The organism is Zoogloea sp. GDB6, assembly GCF_056724105.1.
Genome location: NZ_CM161497.1, coordinates 2948799 through 2963915, shown reverse-complemented (window position 1 = coordinate 2963915; position 15117 = coordinate 2948799). Strand labels below are relative to the sequence as shown.

17 protein-coding genes are annotated in these 15117 nt (G+C 64.2%); 12 read left to right on the top strand and 5 right to left on the bottom strand.

Going from position 1 to position 15117, the window contains the following annotated elements; translation table 11 throughout:
* Positions 1–33 precede the first annotated feature (33 nt).
* The 3 genes from AC1PQG_RS13380 (at position 34) to AC1PQG_RS13370 (ending at position 1742) form a co-directional block, all read left to right on the top strand.
* Complete coding sequence (locus AC1PQG_RS13380) at positions 34–840, top strand: oxidoreductase (RefSeq protein WP_481118352.1); 807 nt, start codon at positions 34–36, stop codon at positions 838–840.
* Between the two features lie 87 nt (positions 841–927).
* Positions 928–1230, top strand: coding sequence for a DUF1330 domain-containing protein (locus tag AC1PQG_RS13375; RefSeq protein ID WP_481118351.1), 303 nt, complete (start codon positions 928–930; stop codon positions 1228–1230).
* A gap of 143 nt (positions 1231–1373) precedes the next feature.
* Entirely contained in the window at positions 1374–1742 is a 369-nt protein-coding gene (locus AC1PQG_RS13370) for a hypothetical protein (protein WP_481118350.1), read from the top strand.
* Between the two features lie 228 nt (positions 1743–1970).
* Here the strand turns inward: AC1PQG_RS13370 and AC1PQG_RS13365 are convergent, their stop codons facing one another.
* The 3 genes from AC1PQG_RS13365 to AC1PQG_RS13355 are packed head-to-tail and all read right to left on the bottom strand — an operon-like array spanning position 1971 to position 5198.
* Entirely contained in the window at positions 1971–3050 is a 1080-nt protein-coding gene (locus AC1PQG_RS13365) for an AbrB family transcriptional regulator (RefSeq protein WP_481118349.1), read from the bottom strand.
* Between the two features lie 18 nt (positions 3051–3068).
* On the bottom strand, positions 3069–4382 hold the full coding sequence (tcuC, locus tag AC1PQG_RS13360; RefSeq protein WP_481118348.1) for a tricarballylate/proton symporter TcuC: 1314 nt from the start codon (positions 4380–4382) through the stop codon (positions 3069–3071).
* Positions 4383–4397: 15 nt separating this feature from the next.
* Positions 4398–5198, bottom strand: a complete 801-nt coding sequence (locus tag AC1PQG_RS13355; RefSeq protein WP_481118347.1) for a substrate-binding domain-containing protein — start codon at positions 5196–5198, stop codon at positions 4398–4400.
* Between the two features lie 90 nt (positions 5199–5288).
* Between AC1PQG_RS13355 and AC1PQG_RS13350 the strand changes: the two genes are divergently transcribed.
* The gene (locus AC1PQG_RS13350) at positions 5289–6188 is read left to right on the top strand and encodes a LysR family transcriptional regulator (RefSeq protein WP_481118346.1); all 900 of its coding nucleotides are present in this window, start codon (positions 5289–5291) and stop codon (positions 6186–6188) included.
* A gap of 10 nt (positions 6189–6198) precedes the next feature.
* Here AC1PQG_RS13350 and tcuC (AC1PQG_RS13345) read toward each other — a convergent pair whose 3' ends face one another.
* On the bottom strand, positions 6199–7515 hold the full coding sequence (gene tcuC / locus AC1PQG_RS13345; protein WP_481118345.1) for a tricarballylate/proton symporter TcuC: 1317 nt from the start codon (positions 7513–7515) through the stop codon (positions 6199–6201).
* Between the two features lie 395 nt (positions 7516–7910).
* Here tcuC (AC1PQG_RS13345) and AC1PQG_RS13340 point away from each other — a divergent pair, with 395 nt between their 5' ends.
* The 8 genes from AC1PQG_RS13340 to AC1PQG_RS13305 all read left to right on the top strand — a co-directional run bounded on the left by AC1PQG_RS13340 (position 7911) and on the right by AC1PQG_RS13305 (position 14481).
* Complete coding sequence (locus AC1PQG_RS13340) at positions 7911–8384, top strand: 4Fe-4S dicluster domain-containing protein (protein ID WP_481118344.1); 474 nt, start codon at positions 7911–7913, stop codon at positions 8382–8384.
* A gap of 10 nt (positions 8385–8394) precedes the next feature.
* Positions 8395–10242 (top strand): aldehyde ferredoxin oxidoreductase family protein, encoded by a 1848-nt coding sequence (locus AC1PQG_RS13335; RefSeq protein WP_481118343.1) that lies wholly within the window; start codon positions 8395–8397, stop codon positions 10240–10242.
* 111 nt (positions 10243–10353) lie between these two features.
* A complete protein-coding gene (locus AC1PQG_RS13330) occupies positions 10354–11640 on the top strand; it encodes an NAD(P)/FAD-dependent oxidoreductase (RefSeq protein ID WP_481118342.1) in 1287 nt (428 codons plus the stop codon).
* Positions 11637–11888: a MoaD/ThiS family protein gene (locus tag AC1PQG_RS13325; protein ID WP_481118341.1), complete on the top strand. Its 252-nt coding sequence runs from the start codon at positions 11637–11639 to the stop codon at positions 11886–11888. Before AC1PQG_RS13330 ends, AC1PQG_RS13325 begins: the two co-directional genes overlap by 4 nt.
* A gap of 3 nt (positions 11889–11891) precedes the next feature.
* Positions 11892–12203, top strand: coding sequence for a hypothetical protein (locus AC1PQG_RS13320; protein WP_481118340.1), 312 nt, complete (start codon positions 11892–11894; stop codon positions 12201–12203).
* Between the two features lie 30 nt (positions 12204–12233).
* A complete protein-coding gene (locus AC1PQG_RS13315; protein WP_481118339.1) occupies positions 12234–12938 on the top strand; it encodes an ABC transporter permease in 705 nt (234 codons plus the stop codon).
* Positions 12935–13684: an ABC transporter ATP-binding protein gene (locus AC1PQG_RS13310; RefSeq protein ID WP_481118338.1), complete on the top strand. Its 750-nt coding sequence runs from the start codon at positions 12935–12937 to the stop codon at positions 13682–13684. The genes AC1PQG_RS13315 and AC1PQG_RS13310 overlap by 4 nt, the downstream gene beginning before the upstream one ends.
* Positions 13666–14481 (top strand): ABC transporter substrate-binding protein, encoded by an 816-nt coding sequence (locus AC1PQG_RS13305; RefSeq protein WP_481118337.1) that lies wholly within the window; start codon positions 13666–13668, stop codon positions 14479–14481. Before AC1PQG_RS13310 ends, AC1PQG_RS13305 begins: the two co-directional genes overlap by 19 nt.
* Positions 14482–14487: 6 nt before the next feature.
* Here AC1PQG_RS13305 and AC1PQG_RS13300 read toward each other — a convergent pair whose 3' ends face one another.
* Complete coding sequence (locus AC1PQG_RS13300) at positions 14488–15099, bottom strand: xanthine phosphoribosyltransferase (RefSeq protein ID WP_481118336.1); 612 nt, start codon at positions 15097–15099, stop codon at positions 14488–14490.
* Between the last annotated feature and the right edge of the window lie 18 nt (positions 15100–15117).

Genomic DNA, 15117 nt, shown 5'->3' with positions numbered 1-15117 from the left:
TCCTCAATCCTCTATTGCTGAAAAGGAATTGCCATGTCGAATGCTCAAGTTGTACTGGTTACCGGTGTGTCGTCCGGCATTGGACGCGCCACCGCAGAGAGGTTTGCCAAACGTGGTTGCCGAGTATTCGGTACCGTACGCAAGACCAGCAAAGCAATGCCAATTCCCGGTGTTGTACTGATTGAGATGGATATCCGTGACGATGCATCAGTTCAACACGGAATCCAGACAATCATTGCTCATGCCAAGCGGATCGACGTACTGGTCAATAGCGCAGGCGTGACCCTGCTGGGCGCAACGGAAGAAACGTCGATTGCCGAAGCCCAAACGCTGTTCGACACTAACCTCTTCGGGCTTTTGCGCGTGATCAAGGCCGTGCTGCCGCAGATGCGCGAGCAGCGCTCCGGCCGCATCGTCAACGTCAGCTCGGTGCTGGGCTTTCTGCCCGCGCCGTACATGGCACTCTATTCGGCCTCCAAGCACGCCGTTGAAGGGCTGTCCGAGACCCTGGATCATGAGGTGCGCCAATTCGGGATTCGAGTCTCACTGGTCGAGCCCTCGTTCACCAAGACTAACCTGGATCTCAACGCACCGCAGACCATTCGCAAGATAGCGGATTACAGCGAACAGTTCGGCGTCGTATCCCAGGCAATTCAGAAGAATGTCCAGAAGGCGCCCGACCCTGACGGCGTAGCCGGCACGATCATCGATGCAGCGTTGGGGGGCTGGACGATGCGACGCACGCCCAAAGGGGAGGCATCGCTTCTGGCCAAACTCCGTCGCTTCTTGCCTGCTGGGCCTGTCGAGCAAGGTCTAAGAAAAACGTTCGGACTTATCTGAATTGATCAATTCCGCCAGCCTCCGGTAACGCAAGATTGTAAATCGCCAGGCATTCGCTTTTTGATCGTTATTAACTAGGAGATACCAATGTCGACGCCCATGTTTGTCCTTGTGCAATTCAATGTAAAAGACTTTCCGAAATACTTTGAGCAATATGGCTCGCTGATGAGCACGGAGGTCGAGAAGTTCGGCGGCAAGTTTATTGCGGCCACACGCGATGTCGAGGTCAAAGAAGGTCAGTCCAGCGGAAATCTAACTGCCATAATCCGCTTCCCTTCCAAAGAAGCAGCCACTGCAATGTATGAGTCTGCGGGGTACGCGCCGTTGAAGGCCAAACGCATTGAAGAGCTGACAGATGGCGGAAATCTGATTTTCATACCAGGCCTTTAATAAATTCACTCACCATAGAATCTGCGGAGTAGGGCAAACGTGCAGCGTAGCTCAACTGTCTCGCCCTGGCCGTTATCCAGGGTCATTAGCCTAGCCGTGTTCCTTGGCTGGTCGGGGGCTGCCTGATCTACGCCGTCAGCGCCTTGTGGTTTTTACTGGTGCCCGGCACTGAGCCCGCGTATCTGATGCACTGGCTACCGGGCATGCTGTTGGGTGGCGTCGGCGTGGGAATGGTGTTGCCTTCGCGATCGGGCGCAGCTGTCAGCCACTTGCCTTCAGACCATTACGCCGTCGGCGGCGCCATCAATCAGGCGATACGCCAAATCGGCTCCGTCATGGGGGTTGCCCTCACTGTGTTACTTCTAGGCAGTGCCCATTTGCAGCGTGCCGACTTCGATGCTGTCTACCTGTGCCACATGACTTTGGCGTTTTTGAGCGCTGCCCTGTACCTGCCCGTCAACACGTTGTCCGTGACTCTTGCCAAAGCCCGTGGCTCCAACTCAATTTCATAAAACACAGGGGCACCGAGAGCCTGCCTTGCGGCAGCGAAGTTGCTTGGCCAACCAGCGGTCTGCCATGCGTGCAGGTGATCGGCCGAAGCGGACGTCCAGTGCAAGGGACGTGACAGGTCGCCACCGATTCATTGCGGGCGGTCGCAAAATTCGAAAGCAGTCAGATCGCTCAACGTTCGTTGTGACGCAAGCTGCCGTTCAGCAGGCGCGTGGCTTCAGCTGAACTGCTCAGCCGCCTCCATTCAGCCGACAAAAGATACGGAAGCCGACGGGGGCCAGAAGCGTCAGGATGGCCGTGCGGACGACGTGCGACGCGACCACCAGGGGAACACCGAGGTTCAGGTGGCTCGCCGTGAGCGACATCTCGGCAATGCCCCCGGGGGCGAAACTGAGCACGAGGCCGGGGAAGGGCAGGCCCATTGGTGCAGCCAGCAGGAACGCCAGGGAGGCCGTCACGGCCAGAAACACCAGGCTGACAGCAACGACGCACGCGATGAATGCCGGCGCCTTGCGCAGGAATCCGGGCCCGAACCGGCAGCCCAGGGAAATGCCGATCAGCATTTGCCCACCGGCCGTCAGCCAGTCCGGCAGCCCGGACAGGGGGACACCAAGGACCGACAGTGCAGCGACGGCCGAAAGCGTGCCAAGCACCCAGGAATTGGGCAGGCGCAACAATTTGAACAAACCGACGCCCCCCAGGCTTGCGGCCACCATCAGCGGAAAGTGCTGCCACTGGACGCTCCTGGAATGGAGTAATGCACTGCTGTCCCCGTGGCGGCCAAACAGTGTCAAGGCGAGGGGAACGATCAGCACGACCAACATGACCCGGGTTGCGTGGGCCGCTGCCACCTTGTCCACGGAGGCGTTCCACAGATCGGAAAGGTTGGCCATCTCCGAGGCCCCGCCGGGCATGGACGAAAAAAATGCGGTGGGTCGGTCGGCCAAACGCCAGCGGACGATCAGCATGGCGCCGGCCACGCCCATCATCATGGAAACGAACGCCATCCCGACGATGAGGGAGGCGTGGGAGACCAGTTCCACCAGAACGGCTGAGGTGAAATACAAGCCCATGTTGCTGCCGATGATCCACTGCCCCCCTTGCCTGGCCCACGGGGGCGCGAGCAAGGGCAGGCCGGTGATGCGTGCCAGGGCTATGGCGTACAGGGACCCCACCAGCCACGGCAGCGGCAGATTGCCGAATCGCCACAAAAGCGCCCCCGCTCCGGCGACCACGATGCTGCCGGCCATCGCTGGAAGCTGACGCAAGAGGCCAGCCCATGCGGTAGCCGGTTCGGAGGCTTTGTTCATCACTGCATGACCCCGGGACTAGGCTTGTCCCTGCGGCGCCAGCACGGAAGCGCCACGCTCGGCGATCCCGCCACGGTGGTAAAGGATCACGGTGGCGATCAGGCCGCAGACTGCCGCGAACGTCATCCAGTATCCCGGGGCCGCCTTGTCGCCGCTGGTTTCGATGAGCCAGGTCGAAATCATCGGCGTAAATCCGCCGAAAACCGCTGTCGCCAGGCTATAGGCCAGGGAAAAGCCAACCGTGCGGACATGCTTGGGCATCACTTCCGTCAGGGCCACCACCGCCGCGCCGTTGTAACTGGCGTACATGAAGGACAGCCAGAGTTCGGTCACCAGCAGGTTCTCGAAGCTGACGTTCGCTACCAGCCAGGACAGGATCGGATAGGCGGTGAGAATCGGCAGGACCGTGAAGGTCAGCAATACCGGCCGACGTCCGAACCGGTCGGATACCGCACCCATGACGGGTAGCCAGAAGAAGTTGGACATGCCGACGCAGAACGTGGTCAGCAAGCTGTCCGCGGAACTCAGCTGGAGTACGCTCTTGCCGAAGGTCGGCGTATAGACGGTGATCAGGTAGAAGGACACTGTCGTCATGACGACCATCATCATGCCGGCAATCACGATGCGCCAGTTGTGCGCGATGGAACTGACGATCTCCTTGAAGGTGGGGTGGTGCTTGCGCGCCAGGAATTCCTCGGTCTCCTGCAGGGAGCGGCGGATCATGAAGATCACCGGGATGATCATGCAGCCGATGAAGAAGGGAATGCGCCATCCCCAGGCGTTGATGTCGGCCGGGAGCAGCCATTGGCTGAGCAGGTAGCCGATGACCGACGACGCCATGATGGCCACCTGCTGGCTGGCCGACTGCCAGCTGACGTAGAAGCCCTTGTGGCCGGGTGTTGCCATTTCAGCCAGGTAAACCGACACCCCGCCCAGCTCCACCCCCGCCGAGAAGCCCTGCAGCAGGCGGCCGATCAGGACGAGGATGGGGGCGGCGATGCCGATGGTGGCGTAACCCGGCACGAAGGCAATGAGGATGGTGCCGAAGGCCATGATGCCCAGCGTCACGATCAGCCCCTGGCGGCGACCGATGCGGTCGATATAGCTGCCCAAGAGGACTGCCCCCAGGGGACGCATCAGGAAGCCCGCGCCGAAGGTGGCAAAGGTCAGGATCAGAGATGCGTATTCGTTGTCGCTCGGGAAAAACGTCTTGGAAATGTACGTGGCGTAGAAGCCGTACAGAAAGAAGTCGAACATCTCCAGGAAGTTGCCGCTGGTAACGCGCAAGACCGTAGAGATCTTCGAGGCGCGGGCTGCTTTGGTGTTTTGCATGGTGGGCTCCAAAGGCTAGTGAGCGTTGTCGTTGGCCGGATCGAGCCCGGTCTGCCGGATCAGCGGGGCCGCGGTGGGGGAGGCGAGGTAGTTGATCAGCGCCTTGGCCGCTTCCCGGGCCTTGCTGTCTGCGACGATGCCGGCGGAGAAGGGCGTGATCTGCTGGGCGGCGTCAGGCAAGGCACCGACAAGATCGATCCCTGGGATCGGCAACAACTCGCTGATCTGCTGCAGCCCGATTTCCGCCTCCCCCCGGGCGACCACCTGCCCCACCGGCTCCGCGGGAATCATCCGGCTCTTGCCCTGGATCTGCTCGGCAATGCCCATGCGCGGGATAAGCACCGTCGACAGGAAGACGCCGCTGGCGCTGTCGGAGTAGGCAATGCTCTTGGCCGCCAGCAGGGCTTTCCTCAGGCCCTCCATGCTTGAGATATCCGGCCGGGCCGCTCCGGCCTTGACCGCCAGACCGATCCTGGAGCGGGCCAAAACCTGGTGCTGGGCGTCCAGTACCTTGCCATGGCTGATCAGTTCATCCAGGGAAGTGCCGACCATGATGACGACGTCGATGTCTTCCCCCCGGGCCAGGCGATTCGGAATTGCTTGCGGGGTCTCACCCATGGAAGGTCCCCAAGCGATCACCAGATGGTGGCCGGTCTGCTTTTCGAAGCCGGGCGCCAGTGCCCGGTAGGCGGCAGCAAAGCCGCCGGAACTGACGACGTGGATGTCATCGGCAGCGGCGATTGAAACCATGAGGCCGAGGCTGGCTGCGATGATTCCCCGCAGCATGCTCCGGCCCGGCGTCCAGCACGTCATCATTTGTCTCCTTTGTGTTTATGGTGGGCCGCTGCAATAATGCATTCCACGGATTAAAAGGTTAATTGCATTTATTTAATGGATTAATGAGCCGTGCGCATCAACTTCGAGATCAGCGAACTCCAGGCCTTCATTGCCGTGGCGGAGAAATCAAGCTTTAAGGCGGCGGCCGAGAGCCTGTTCATTTCCCAGCCCGCATTGAGCCGGCGTATCGAGAAACTGGAGGCCAGCTTGCAGATTCGATTGCTGGAGCGGACGACGCGGCGTGTCTCCCTGACGGATGAAGGCCGGCAGTTTCTGGGTCACGCCGAGGCGGTGATTGAAGAGCTGGAGATGGCCATGCAGGGCATGGCGGAACGGACGGTGCTACGCCGGGAGAGCCTTACGATCGCCTGCGTGCCCTCGGTGGCGAATTACCTCTTGCCGACGGTGCTGAAGGAATTTGCCTCAACCCACCCGGGCGTCCGGGTCAAGGTCATCGACGAGAGTGCACGGGATGTCCTGGATTGCGTGGTGGCCGGACAGGCGGATTTCGGGGTGAATTTCATCGGCACCCAGGAGGCCGACATCGATTTCAAGGCCATTTATACCGAGCACTACGTCCTGATGGCACGCAAGGACCATCGCTTGGCGGGGGAGAAAACGGTGGTGTGGGCGGACCTGGCCGGTGAAAAGCTCGTATCCGTCTCGCAAAGCAGCGGCAATCGGATGCTGATCGATAACGCCCTGGCCAAGGTCGCAAGACGGCCGAGCATCCAGTACGAGATCAACCATGTGACTGGTGCCATCAGCATGGTGGCCGCCGGGCTCGGTGTGGCCGTATTGCCGGGGCTGGCGCTCGGCGACAATGTGTATCCCAATCTGGTGAGCATTCCCCTGACGGATCCGGACATCACCCGGACGCTGGGACTGATCACCCGCAAGGGCGGACGGCTTCAGCCGGCGGCGCAGGCACTGTCTGAACTTCTGGAACAGGCCGTCCGGGCCTTATGAGTGGCCGGCGCTAGGTTGTGAGGGCATCTGCCGATGGCTTCTTGCGGTAAAGCATCAGCGTGGAAACGAGCCCGCAGCCGGCTGCGAAGCTCATCCAGTAGCCCGGTGCGGCCTTGTCACCGGTCTCATTGATCAAGAAAGTGGACATCGCCAGGGTCACGCCCCCGAACAAGGCTGCGGCCAGGCTGAAGGCCAGCGAGAACCCCATGACGCGAATCCTGGATGGAATGAGCTCGATGAGCGCCGGGATCATGGCGCCGTTGTAGAGGCCGTAGTAGATGGAGAAGAGCAGCTGCACGCCCAGCAGTCGGGGCAGGCTCGGGCTACCAGCCAGCCAGGCGAACGCGGGATAGGCGCTCGCCAGCGCGAGCGTGGCGACCGTCATCAGGACCGCCTGCCGGCCGACCCGGTCGGAAAGCGCACCGCCGATCGGCAGCCAGAGAAAATTCGAGACCCCGATGCAAAGCGTGACCAACAGACTGTCAGTGGCTGACAGATTGAGGACGGTGCGGCCGAAGGTCGGGGTGTAGACCGTGATCAAGTTGAACGTGACGGTCGTCATCGCCCCCAGCAGCATTCCGTAAAACACCGTCGCCCAGTGGGCACGCAGGGTCGCGAACAGCTCCCGGGTATCCGGCGGGTGTTTGCAGGCATGAAACGCGGTTGTCTCTTCCAGGTTTCTTCGCAGCATGAAGATGCAGGGAATGATGGAACAGCCGATCAGGAAGGGAATGCGCCAGCCCCATTCGTCAATCTCCTGGGGGGAAAGCCAGTGGTGCAACCCGTAGCCGAGAGCGGCAGCAAGGACGATAGACACCTGCTGGCTTGCCGATTGCCATGCCGTGTAGAGGCCCCGGTGTCCAGGGGGAGACATCTCGGCGAGATAGACGGACACCCCGCCCATCTCCGCCCCGGCCGAAAAGCCCTGCAACAGACGGCCGACGACGACGAGTATCGGAGCCAGAATGCCCAGGCTTGCGTAGGAGGGCACGAGGGCGATGAGACCGGTGCCGCAGGCCATGATGGACAACGTCACGATCAATCCACGGCGCCGCCCGACCTCATCGATATAGCCGCCCAGCACGACAGCCCCGAGGGGACGCATCAGGAATCCGGCACCGAAAACGCTCAGCGCCAGCATCAGGGAGGCGAACTCACTGCCCGATGGGAAAAAGGTCCGGGAAATATTGACGGCGAAGAAGCCGAAAAGGAAGAAGTCAAACTGCTCGAGGAAGTTGCCGCTGGTCACCCGCAAAATCGCCCTGACACGGGACTGGCGAGCGGACCCGGATTCTTCGGCATTTTTCTCCTGGCTTTCCGGGTCCATCTCTTCTCATGGCGGGCGACGAGGTCAGTGCTCGGGATGATATCGCCGGGTTGGCGCCGATGGCAGCTTCCGGGAAACGCGGTGGACCGGTGATGACTTTGGAAACAGGCTTTGGACCGTCCGCTTCGGGCCGAAGGCAAACGTTCTCAGCTTTCGGTGCTACCGCCTTCCGCTCCCTCGCATCACGTTTCAAGCCCACCCCTCCAGCCTTGCCGCGCCGCGCATTGACATCACGATGCGGCGGCGTATTCTCAAAAGACACGCGGCCCATTTCGGGTGGGCCATGGCGGGAGATAGAGTCCGGCGGATGTTCGAGGCGCTCCACGGAGTGACCCTTCGGCCCAGCAGTGGCCGCACCGGCCGGTTCGCGATCCATCTGGAGGAGGAATCGTTCGATGTGGAAATCCCTGCACATTGATCCCAAGAAGTGCACCGGCTGCCTGCAGTGCGAGATGGCATGTTCGGTCGAGCACACCGGGGTCATCAATCCTTCCAAGTCGCGCATCAAGGTCTTCAGTTTCGAGACCGAGGGGCGCAAGGTTCCCTACACCTGTACCCAGTGCACCGAGGCCTGGTGCATGAACGCCTGTCCGGTGGATGCGATCCGCCTCGATGCGGCGACGGGCGCCAAGCAGGTCTTCGACGACGTTTGCGTCGGCTGCAAGGTCTGCACGATCGCTTGCCCCTTCGGCACCGTCAATTACAACCAGGACACCGGCAAGGTCCAGAAATGCGACCTGTGCGGCGGCGATCCGGCCTGCGCTGCAGCCTGTCCGACCGCGGCGATCACCTATGTGGACGCCGACTGGACCGGCTTCGACCGCATGCGGGCGTGGGCGGCCAAGGCCAACACGGCCGTCACGGAATAAGGAGGCGACCATGGGCTGGAACAGGAAAGTGCTGCGTGTCGACCTCACTGCCGGCACCTGCAAGGAAGAGCCGCTCAACATGGAGTGGGCCGACGAATACCTCGGTTCCCGTGGGCTGGCGACCAAGTACCTGGTGTCGGAGATCGACCCGAAGGTGGATCCGCTGTCGCCGGACAACAAGATGATCATGTCCACCGGGCCGCTGACCGGCACGATGGCGTCCACCGGCGGGCGCTACACGGTGGTCACCAAGGGGCCGCTGACGGGGGCCGTGGCGTGCTCCAACTCCGGTGGTTTCTTCGGCGCCGAGATGAAGTTCGCCGGCTGGGACATGATCATCTTCGAAGGCCGCTCGCCGAAGCCGGTGTATCTGTACGTCGAGAACGACAAGGCCGAACTGGTCGATGCCGCCGACCTGTGGGGCAAGAGCTGCTGGGAGACCGAGGAGGCGATCAAGCATCACCACCAGGACCCGCTGATCCGCGTGTCGTCCATCGGCCTGGCCGGCGAGAACCAGGTGCTGTTCGCGTGCATCGTCAATGACCTGCACCGGGCGGCGGGGCGCTCCGGTGTCGGCGCGGTGATGGGCTCGAAGAACCTGAAGGCGGTGGCCCTGCGCGGCACCAAGGGCGTGTCCGGCATCAAGGACATGAAGGCCTTCATGAAGATCACCAACGAGAAGAAGAAGATCCTCGCCGACAACGCGGTGACCGGCCAGGGGCTGCCGAAGTACGGCACTCAGGTGCTGATGAACGTGATCAACGAGATCGGTGCGCTGCCGACCCGCAACCACAAGGACGTGCAGTTCGAGGACGCCGGCAAGATCTCCGCCGAGGCCATGCACGAGAAGCGGCCCACCGACGGCAAGCCGCAACTGGTCACCAACGCGGCCTGCTTCGGCTGCACCATCGCCTGCGGGCGCATCGCCGAGATCGACAAGGGTCACTTCACGGTGGTGAACAATCCCAAGTACTGGGGCGCGTCCGGCGGCCTGGAGTACGAAGCGGCCTGGGCGCTGGGCGCCGCCAACGGCGTCGGCGATCTGGAGGCGCTGCAGTACGCCAACCTGCTGTGCAACGAGCAGGGCATGGACCCGATCTCCTTCGGCGCCACCATCGGTGCGGTGATGGAGCTCTACGAGATGGGCGTGCTGACCAAGGAGCAGCTCGGCACCGAGGCGCCTTTCGGCTCCGCCGCCGCGCTGGCGAGCCTGGCTGAGATGACCGCCCGCGGCGAGGGCTTCGGCAAGGAGATTGGCGAGGGTTCCCGGCGCCTGTGCGCCAAGTACGGCCATCCTGAACTGTCGATGACCGTCAAGGGCCAGGAATTCCCGGCCTACGACGCCCGCGGCATCCAGGGCATGGGCCTGGCCTATGCCACGTCCAACCGCGGCGCCTGCCATCTGCGCGGCTACACGGTGGCGTCGGAAGTGCTGGGCATTCCGGTCAAGACCGATCCGCTCACCACCGAGGGCAAGCCGGAGCTGGTGAAGGCCTTCCAGGATGCGACGGCGGTGTTCGACGCGGCAGGGATCTGCGTGTTCACGTCCTTCGCGTGGACCGTGGCCGATGTGCAGCCGCAGATCGAAGCGGCCTGCGAAGGCGACTGGTCGATGGAGAAGCTCAACGCGATGGGCGAGCGGATCTGGAACATGGAGCGCTTGTTCAACAATGCGGCGGGCCTGACCAGCAAGGACGACAACCTGCCGCCGCGCCTGACCACCGAACCGGCCAAGACCGGTCCGGCCAAGGGGCTGGTGAACGGCCTCGCGACGATGCTGCCGGAGTACTACAAGCTGCGCGGGTGGACGCCGGACGGGGTGCCGACGGCCGAAACCCTGGAGCGCCTGGGGCTCTGAAGAGCGGGATGGCGGGGCAGGTGTCCCGCCATTCTCTTTCAGCTTCCTGTTTCCTGCGCCGATGCAGCCATACGGTACGCGTCGGCGCGATCCTGATCCGAGGATTTCCCGATGAAACACCTCATCCTGGGCAACGGGCCGGCGGGCGTGGTGGCCGTTGAGGCCCTGCGCCGCGCTGCGCCGTGTGACGAGATCGTGATGGTCGGCTGCGAGAGCGAGCCATCCTATTCGCGGATGGCGATTCCCTACCTGCTGGAAGGCAACATCGACGAGTCCGGCACCTGGCTGCGCAAGACGCCGGATCATTTCGACAAGCTCGGCGTGCGCCAGCTCAATGCCCGGGCGGTGGCGCTGGATGCCGCGCAGCAGCGCGTGCTGTTCGCCGACGGCCATTTCGAGAACTACGACCGCCTGCTGGTGGCGACCGGCTCCCACCCGGTGCGCCCGCCGATCCCCGGTGTGGATCTGCCGGAGGTGCAGACCTGCTGGACGCTGGCCGATGCGCGGGCCATCGCCGCCCACGCCAAGCCCGGCGCGCGGGTGATCCAGCTCGGTGCCGGCTTCATCGGCTGCATCATCATGGAGGCGCTGGCCAAGCGCGGCGTCGAGCTGACCGTCGTCGAGATGGGCGACCGCATGGTGCCGCGCATGATGACGCCCAAGGCCGGCGGCATGATCAAGCGCTGGGTGCAGGAGAAGGGCATCCGCGTCGTCACGTCGGCGGGGGTTGAGCGCATCGAACGGGGCGATGCCGGCGGCGCGCCGTTGACGGTCAAGCTGTCCACTGGTGATCTGCTGCCCTGCGACCTGCTGATCGTCGCGGCCGGCGTGGCGCCCAACATTGCCTTCCTCGACGCGACGCCGGTGCATGTGGCCAAGGGCGTGCTGGTGGATGCGCGCATGGAGACCTCGGTGCCGGGCATCTTCGCCGCCGGCGACGTGGCCGAGGCGCCGGACCTGTTCACTGGCGCCCATCTGGTGTCGGCCATCCAGCCCAACGCGGCCGACCAGGCCCGCGTGGCGGCGATCAACATGGCCGGCGGCAATGCGCGCATGCCGGGCGTGCTGGCGATCAACGTGCTGGATACCCTGGGGCTGATCTCCACGTCCTTCGGGCAATGGTGGGGCGAACCGGACGGGCAGGGCGTCGAGCAGGTGGACGAGGCGGCCTACCGCTACCTCAGCCTGCAGTTCAAGGATGACGTGTTGATCGGCGCCACCTCCATCGGTATGACTCAGCACGTTGGTGCGCTGCGTGGGCTGATCCAGGGCAAGCTCAAGCTCGGCCCGTGGAAGGACGTGCTGCTGCAGGCGCCGCAACGTTTCTTCGAGGCCTACCTGGCGGCCACGCAGCCGGACTCGGTGGCCCGTCATCACCCGGTGGCCGCCTTCGCATGAGAGTCGTCTTCAAGCTGTTCGCGTCGCTCTCCGACTATCTACCGGCCGAGCGGCGCGGCAACCGCATCGAGCTCGACGTGCAGCCCGGCACGACGGTCGGCGACCTGATCGCGCGCTACCAACTGCCGGAGAGGAGCGCGCACCTCGTGCTGGTGAACGGCCATTACATCGCGCCCGCCGGACGCCCCGAACATGCGCTGCAGGAGGGCGACGAACTCGCCATCTGGCCGCCGATTGCCGGAGGCTGATGCTTGCTGCGGGGGGAAGATGTGTGCGCGCCGGGCGGCTTCGTGCGGGAAGTCGGCGCGACATTGGCGGAGTTTGAACGGGGCCTGCGGCTGGCGCTGCCGCATGGCATCACCACGCTGGAGCCGGGCCGGCTGCGGGCCGATGACGGCTGCGCGGTACTGGAGGTTGAACTCAGCGAGATGCCGGAGCGTTGCATCGGCCTGTTCCGCCTGCCAGTGCTGCAGGCGCGCCTGCGCTTCACTGCGGGCGACCGCGCCGCGCGCAGGGCGCTGCTGGCCCGCATCGATCTCGCGATGCAGCGCGGCGGCGGCTGAGCCGGGTTTTTTTACAAATAAGTTCCGCGCATGAACGGACTCACGCAGGCTTTTTCCGACGCCTTTGCCTTGCTAACCGGTTTCGACCAGCAGGTCGCCGGGATCGTGCTGCTGTCCCTGCGGGTCAGCGGCCTGGCGGTGCTGTTCGGTACGCTGCTCGGGCTGCCGCTGGGGGCTTGCCTGGGCGTCGGGCGCTTTCCCGGCCGGACGGCGCTGGTGGTGATTCTCAACGGCTGCATGGGCCTGCCTTCGGTGGTGGTGGGGGTGGTGGTCTATCTGCTGCTGTCGCGCTCCGGGCCGCTGGGTGAGTTGGGCCTGCTGTATTCGCCCACGGCGATGGTCGTCGCCCAGAGCCTGCTGGTGGTGCCGCTGATGGCGGCCATCGCCCGGCAGGTCGTCGAGGATGCCTGGCGGGAATACGAGGAAGAGCTGACGGCGATGCGTTTCGGCTGGTTCGACAGCGTGCGCGTGCTGCTCCATGACTGCCGCCATTCCCTGCTGGTGGCGGTACTGGCCGGGCTGGGGCGGGCCATGTCCGAGGTGGGGGCGGTGATGATCGTCGGTGGCAACATCGACCGCTCCACCCGCACGATGACCACCGCGATTGCGCTGGAAACCAGCAAGGGCGACTTGCCGTTGGCCATCGCGCTGGGCCTGGTGCTGCTGTCGGTGATCCTGCTGCTCAACGGTTTCGCCCACGCGCTGCGCCAGTGGGCGCTGAGGCGCTACGCATGAGGGCGGACGACGTGGTGCCGGCGCCATCCCTGTTTCCGCTGCGCGTCCATGAGCTGCGCTGGCAGGCCGGCGGGCACGCGGTGCTCGACGGGCTCAGTATGGAACTGGGCGGCGAGGGCATCACCATCCTGCTCGGCCCCAACGGGGCGGGCAAGAGCGTGTTGCTGCGTACTTTGTGCGGCCTGCTCGAAGCGGACAGCGGCGAGATCCATTGGGGAGGCGATGGCGGTCGTCCCGAGTTCGGCGTGGCGATGGTTTTCCAGCAGCCGAAGATGCTGCGCGATTCGGTGCTTGCCAACGTGGAGCTGGCGTTGTGGCCGCAGCGCGTGCCGGCGGCGGAGCGGCGCCAGCGGGCCCGTGCGGTGCTCGAACGTGTCGGCCTGGTCCATCGGGCCGATGACGGCGCCCGCGGGCTGTCCGGCGGCGAGCGTCAGCGCCTGGCGCTGGCACGGGCCTGGGTGACGCGGCCGCGCCTGCTGCTCCTCGACGAGCCGACCGCCAGCCTCGATCCATCGTCGGTGGAGGCCATCGAGCGCATCGTGCGGGAGATCCGTACCGAGGGCACACGTATCCTGATGACCACCCACAACCTCGGCCAGGCCACCCGGCTCGCCGACGACGTGGTGTTCATGGACGGCGGGCGTGTCTGCGAACACGCCCCGGTCCAGCGTTTTTTCGCCCGTCCGGCCTCCCAGGCCGCGCGGCTCTACATCCAGGGAGAACTACCATGGCGTATGGCGTTTTGAAGTTCATCAAATCGGCTGTGCTGGGCCTGGCGGTGCTGGTTTCGGCGGCCCAGGCCGGCGAGACCATCGTGGTCGCGTCCACCACGTCCACCGAGCAGTCGGGGCTGTTCAATTTCATCCTGCCGATCTTCGAGAAGGAAAGCGGCATTGCCGTGAAGGTGGTGGCCCTGGGCACCGGCCAGGCGCTGGACGTGGGGCGGCGTGGCGATGCGGACGTGGTGCTGGTGCATGACCGGCCCGCCGAGGACAAGTTTGTCGCCGATGGTTACGGCGTCGAGCGCAAGGATGTGATGTACAACGATTTTGTGCTGGTCGGCCCCGTGGCCGACGCGGCGGGCGTGAAGGGGGCGAAGGATGCGACGGATGCCTTCGCGCGCATCGCCCGCAAGGGCAGCCCATGGGTGTCCCGCGGCGACCGTAGCGGCACCCACGCGGCGGAGCTGCGTTTCTGGCAAGCGGCGGGCGTCGAGCCGAAGGGGCAGGGCTGGTACAAGGAGGCCGGCTCCGGCATGGGGCCGACGCTGAACATGGCGGCCGGCATGGGCGCCTACACGCTGGCCGACCGGGGCACCTGGGCCAGCTTCAAGAACCGCCAGGATCTGGCCATCCTGTATGCGGGCGATCCCAAGCTCTACAACCCCTATGGCGTGATGCTGGTGAACCCCGCCAAACATCCGCACGTCAAGAAGGCCGCTGGCGAGAAGTTCATCGCCTGGCTCACGTCGGCGGACGGCCGGCGGGCGATCTCGGCCTATCGCATCGGCAACGAGCAGCTGTTCTACCCCTTGCCGAAGTAGCGGGGCTTACTCGGCCTTCGGCTGCGACAGAATGGCGTGGCCGTGCTCCAGGCGCTCCACCTGGGCCAGCGTCGACACCGGGACGCCGAGCGCCTCGATGTGCTCGCGGCCCTGCTTGAAGCGCTTTTCCACCACGAAGCCGGCGCCCAGCACCTCGGCACCGGCTTCCCGCACCATGTCGATCAGGGCGGTGGCGGTGCGGCCGTTGGCAAGGAAGTCGTCGACGATGACAATCCGCTGGCCGGCCTTGATGTAGCGCTGGGAGATCACCAGCTGGGTATGGCCGCCCTTGGTCGGCGACGGGATGATCCGCGAGATCGCTGGCGCTTCCACCTGCGGCGAGTACTTCTTGGCATACACCAGCGGCACGCTGAGGGTCTGGGCGACGATCAGCGCCGGCGCGATGCCGCTCGCCTCGGCGGTGAGGATCACGTTGGGCTGGAAGAAGGACAGGCGCCGCGCCAGTTCATGGGCCAGCTCGAAGATGAAGGCCGGCTCGATGCGGTGGTTCAGGAAATGGTCGATGCGCAGGATCTGGCCGTTCTCGACGGTGGCTTCCTTTTCGATGCGATGGACCAGCGGGGCGTAAGGGGCGGTGAGATCGAGATGGGGACTCATGGTGTGGCTCGGTTTGCG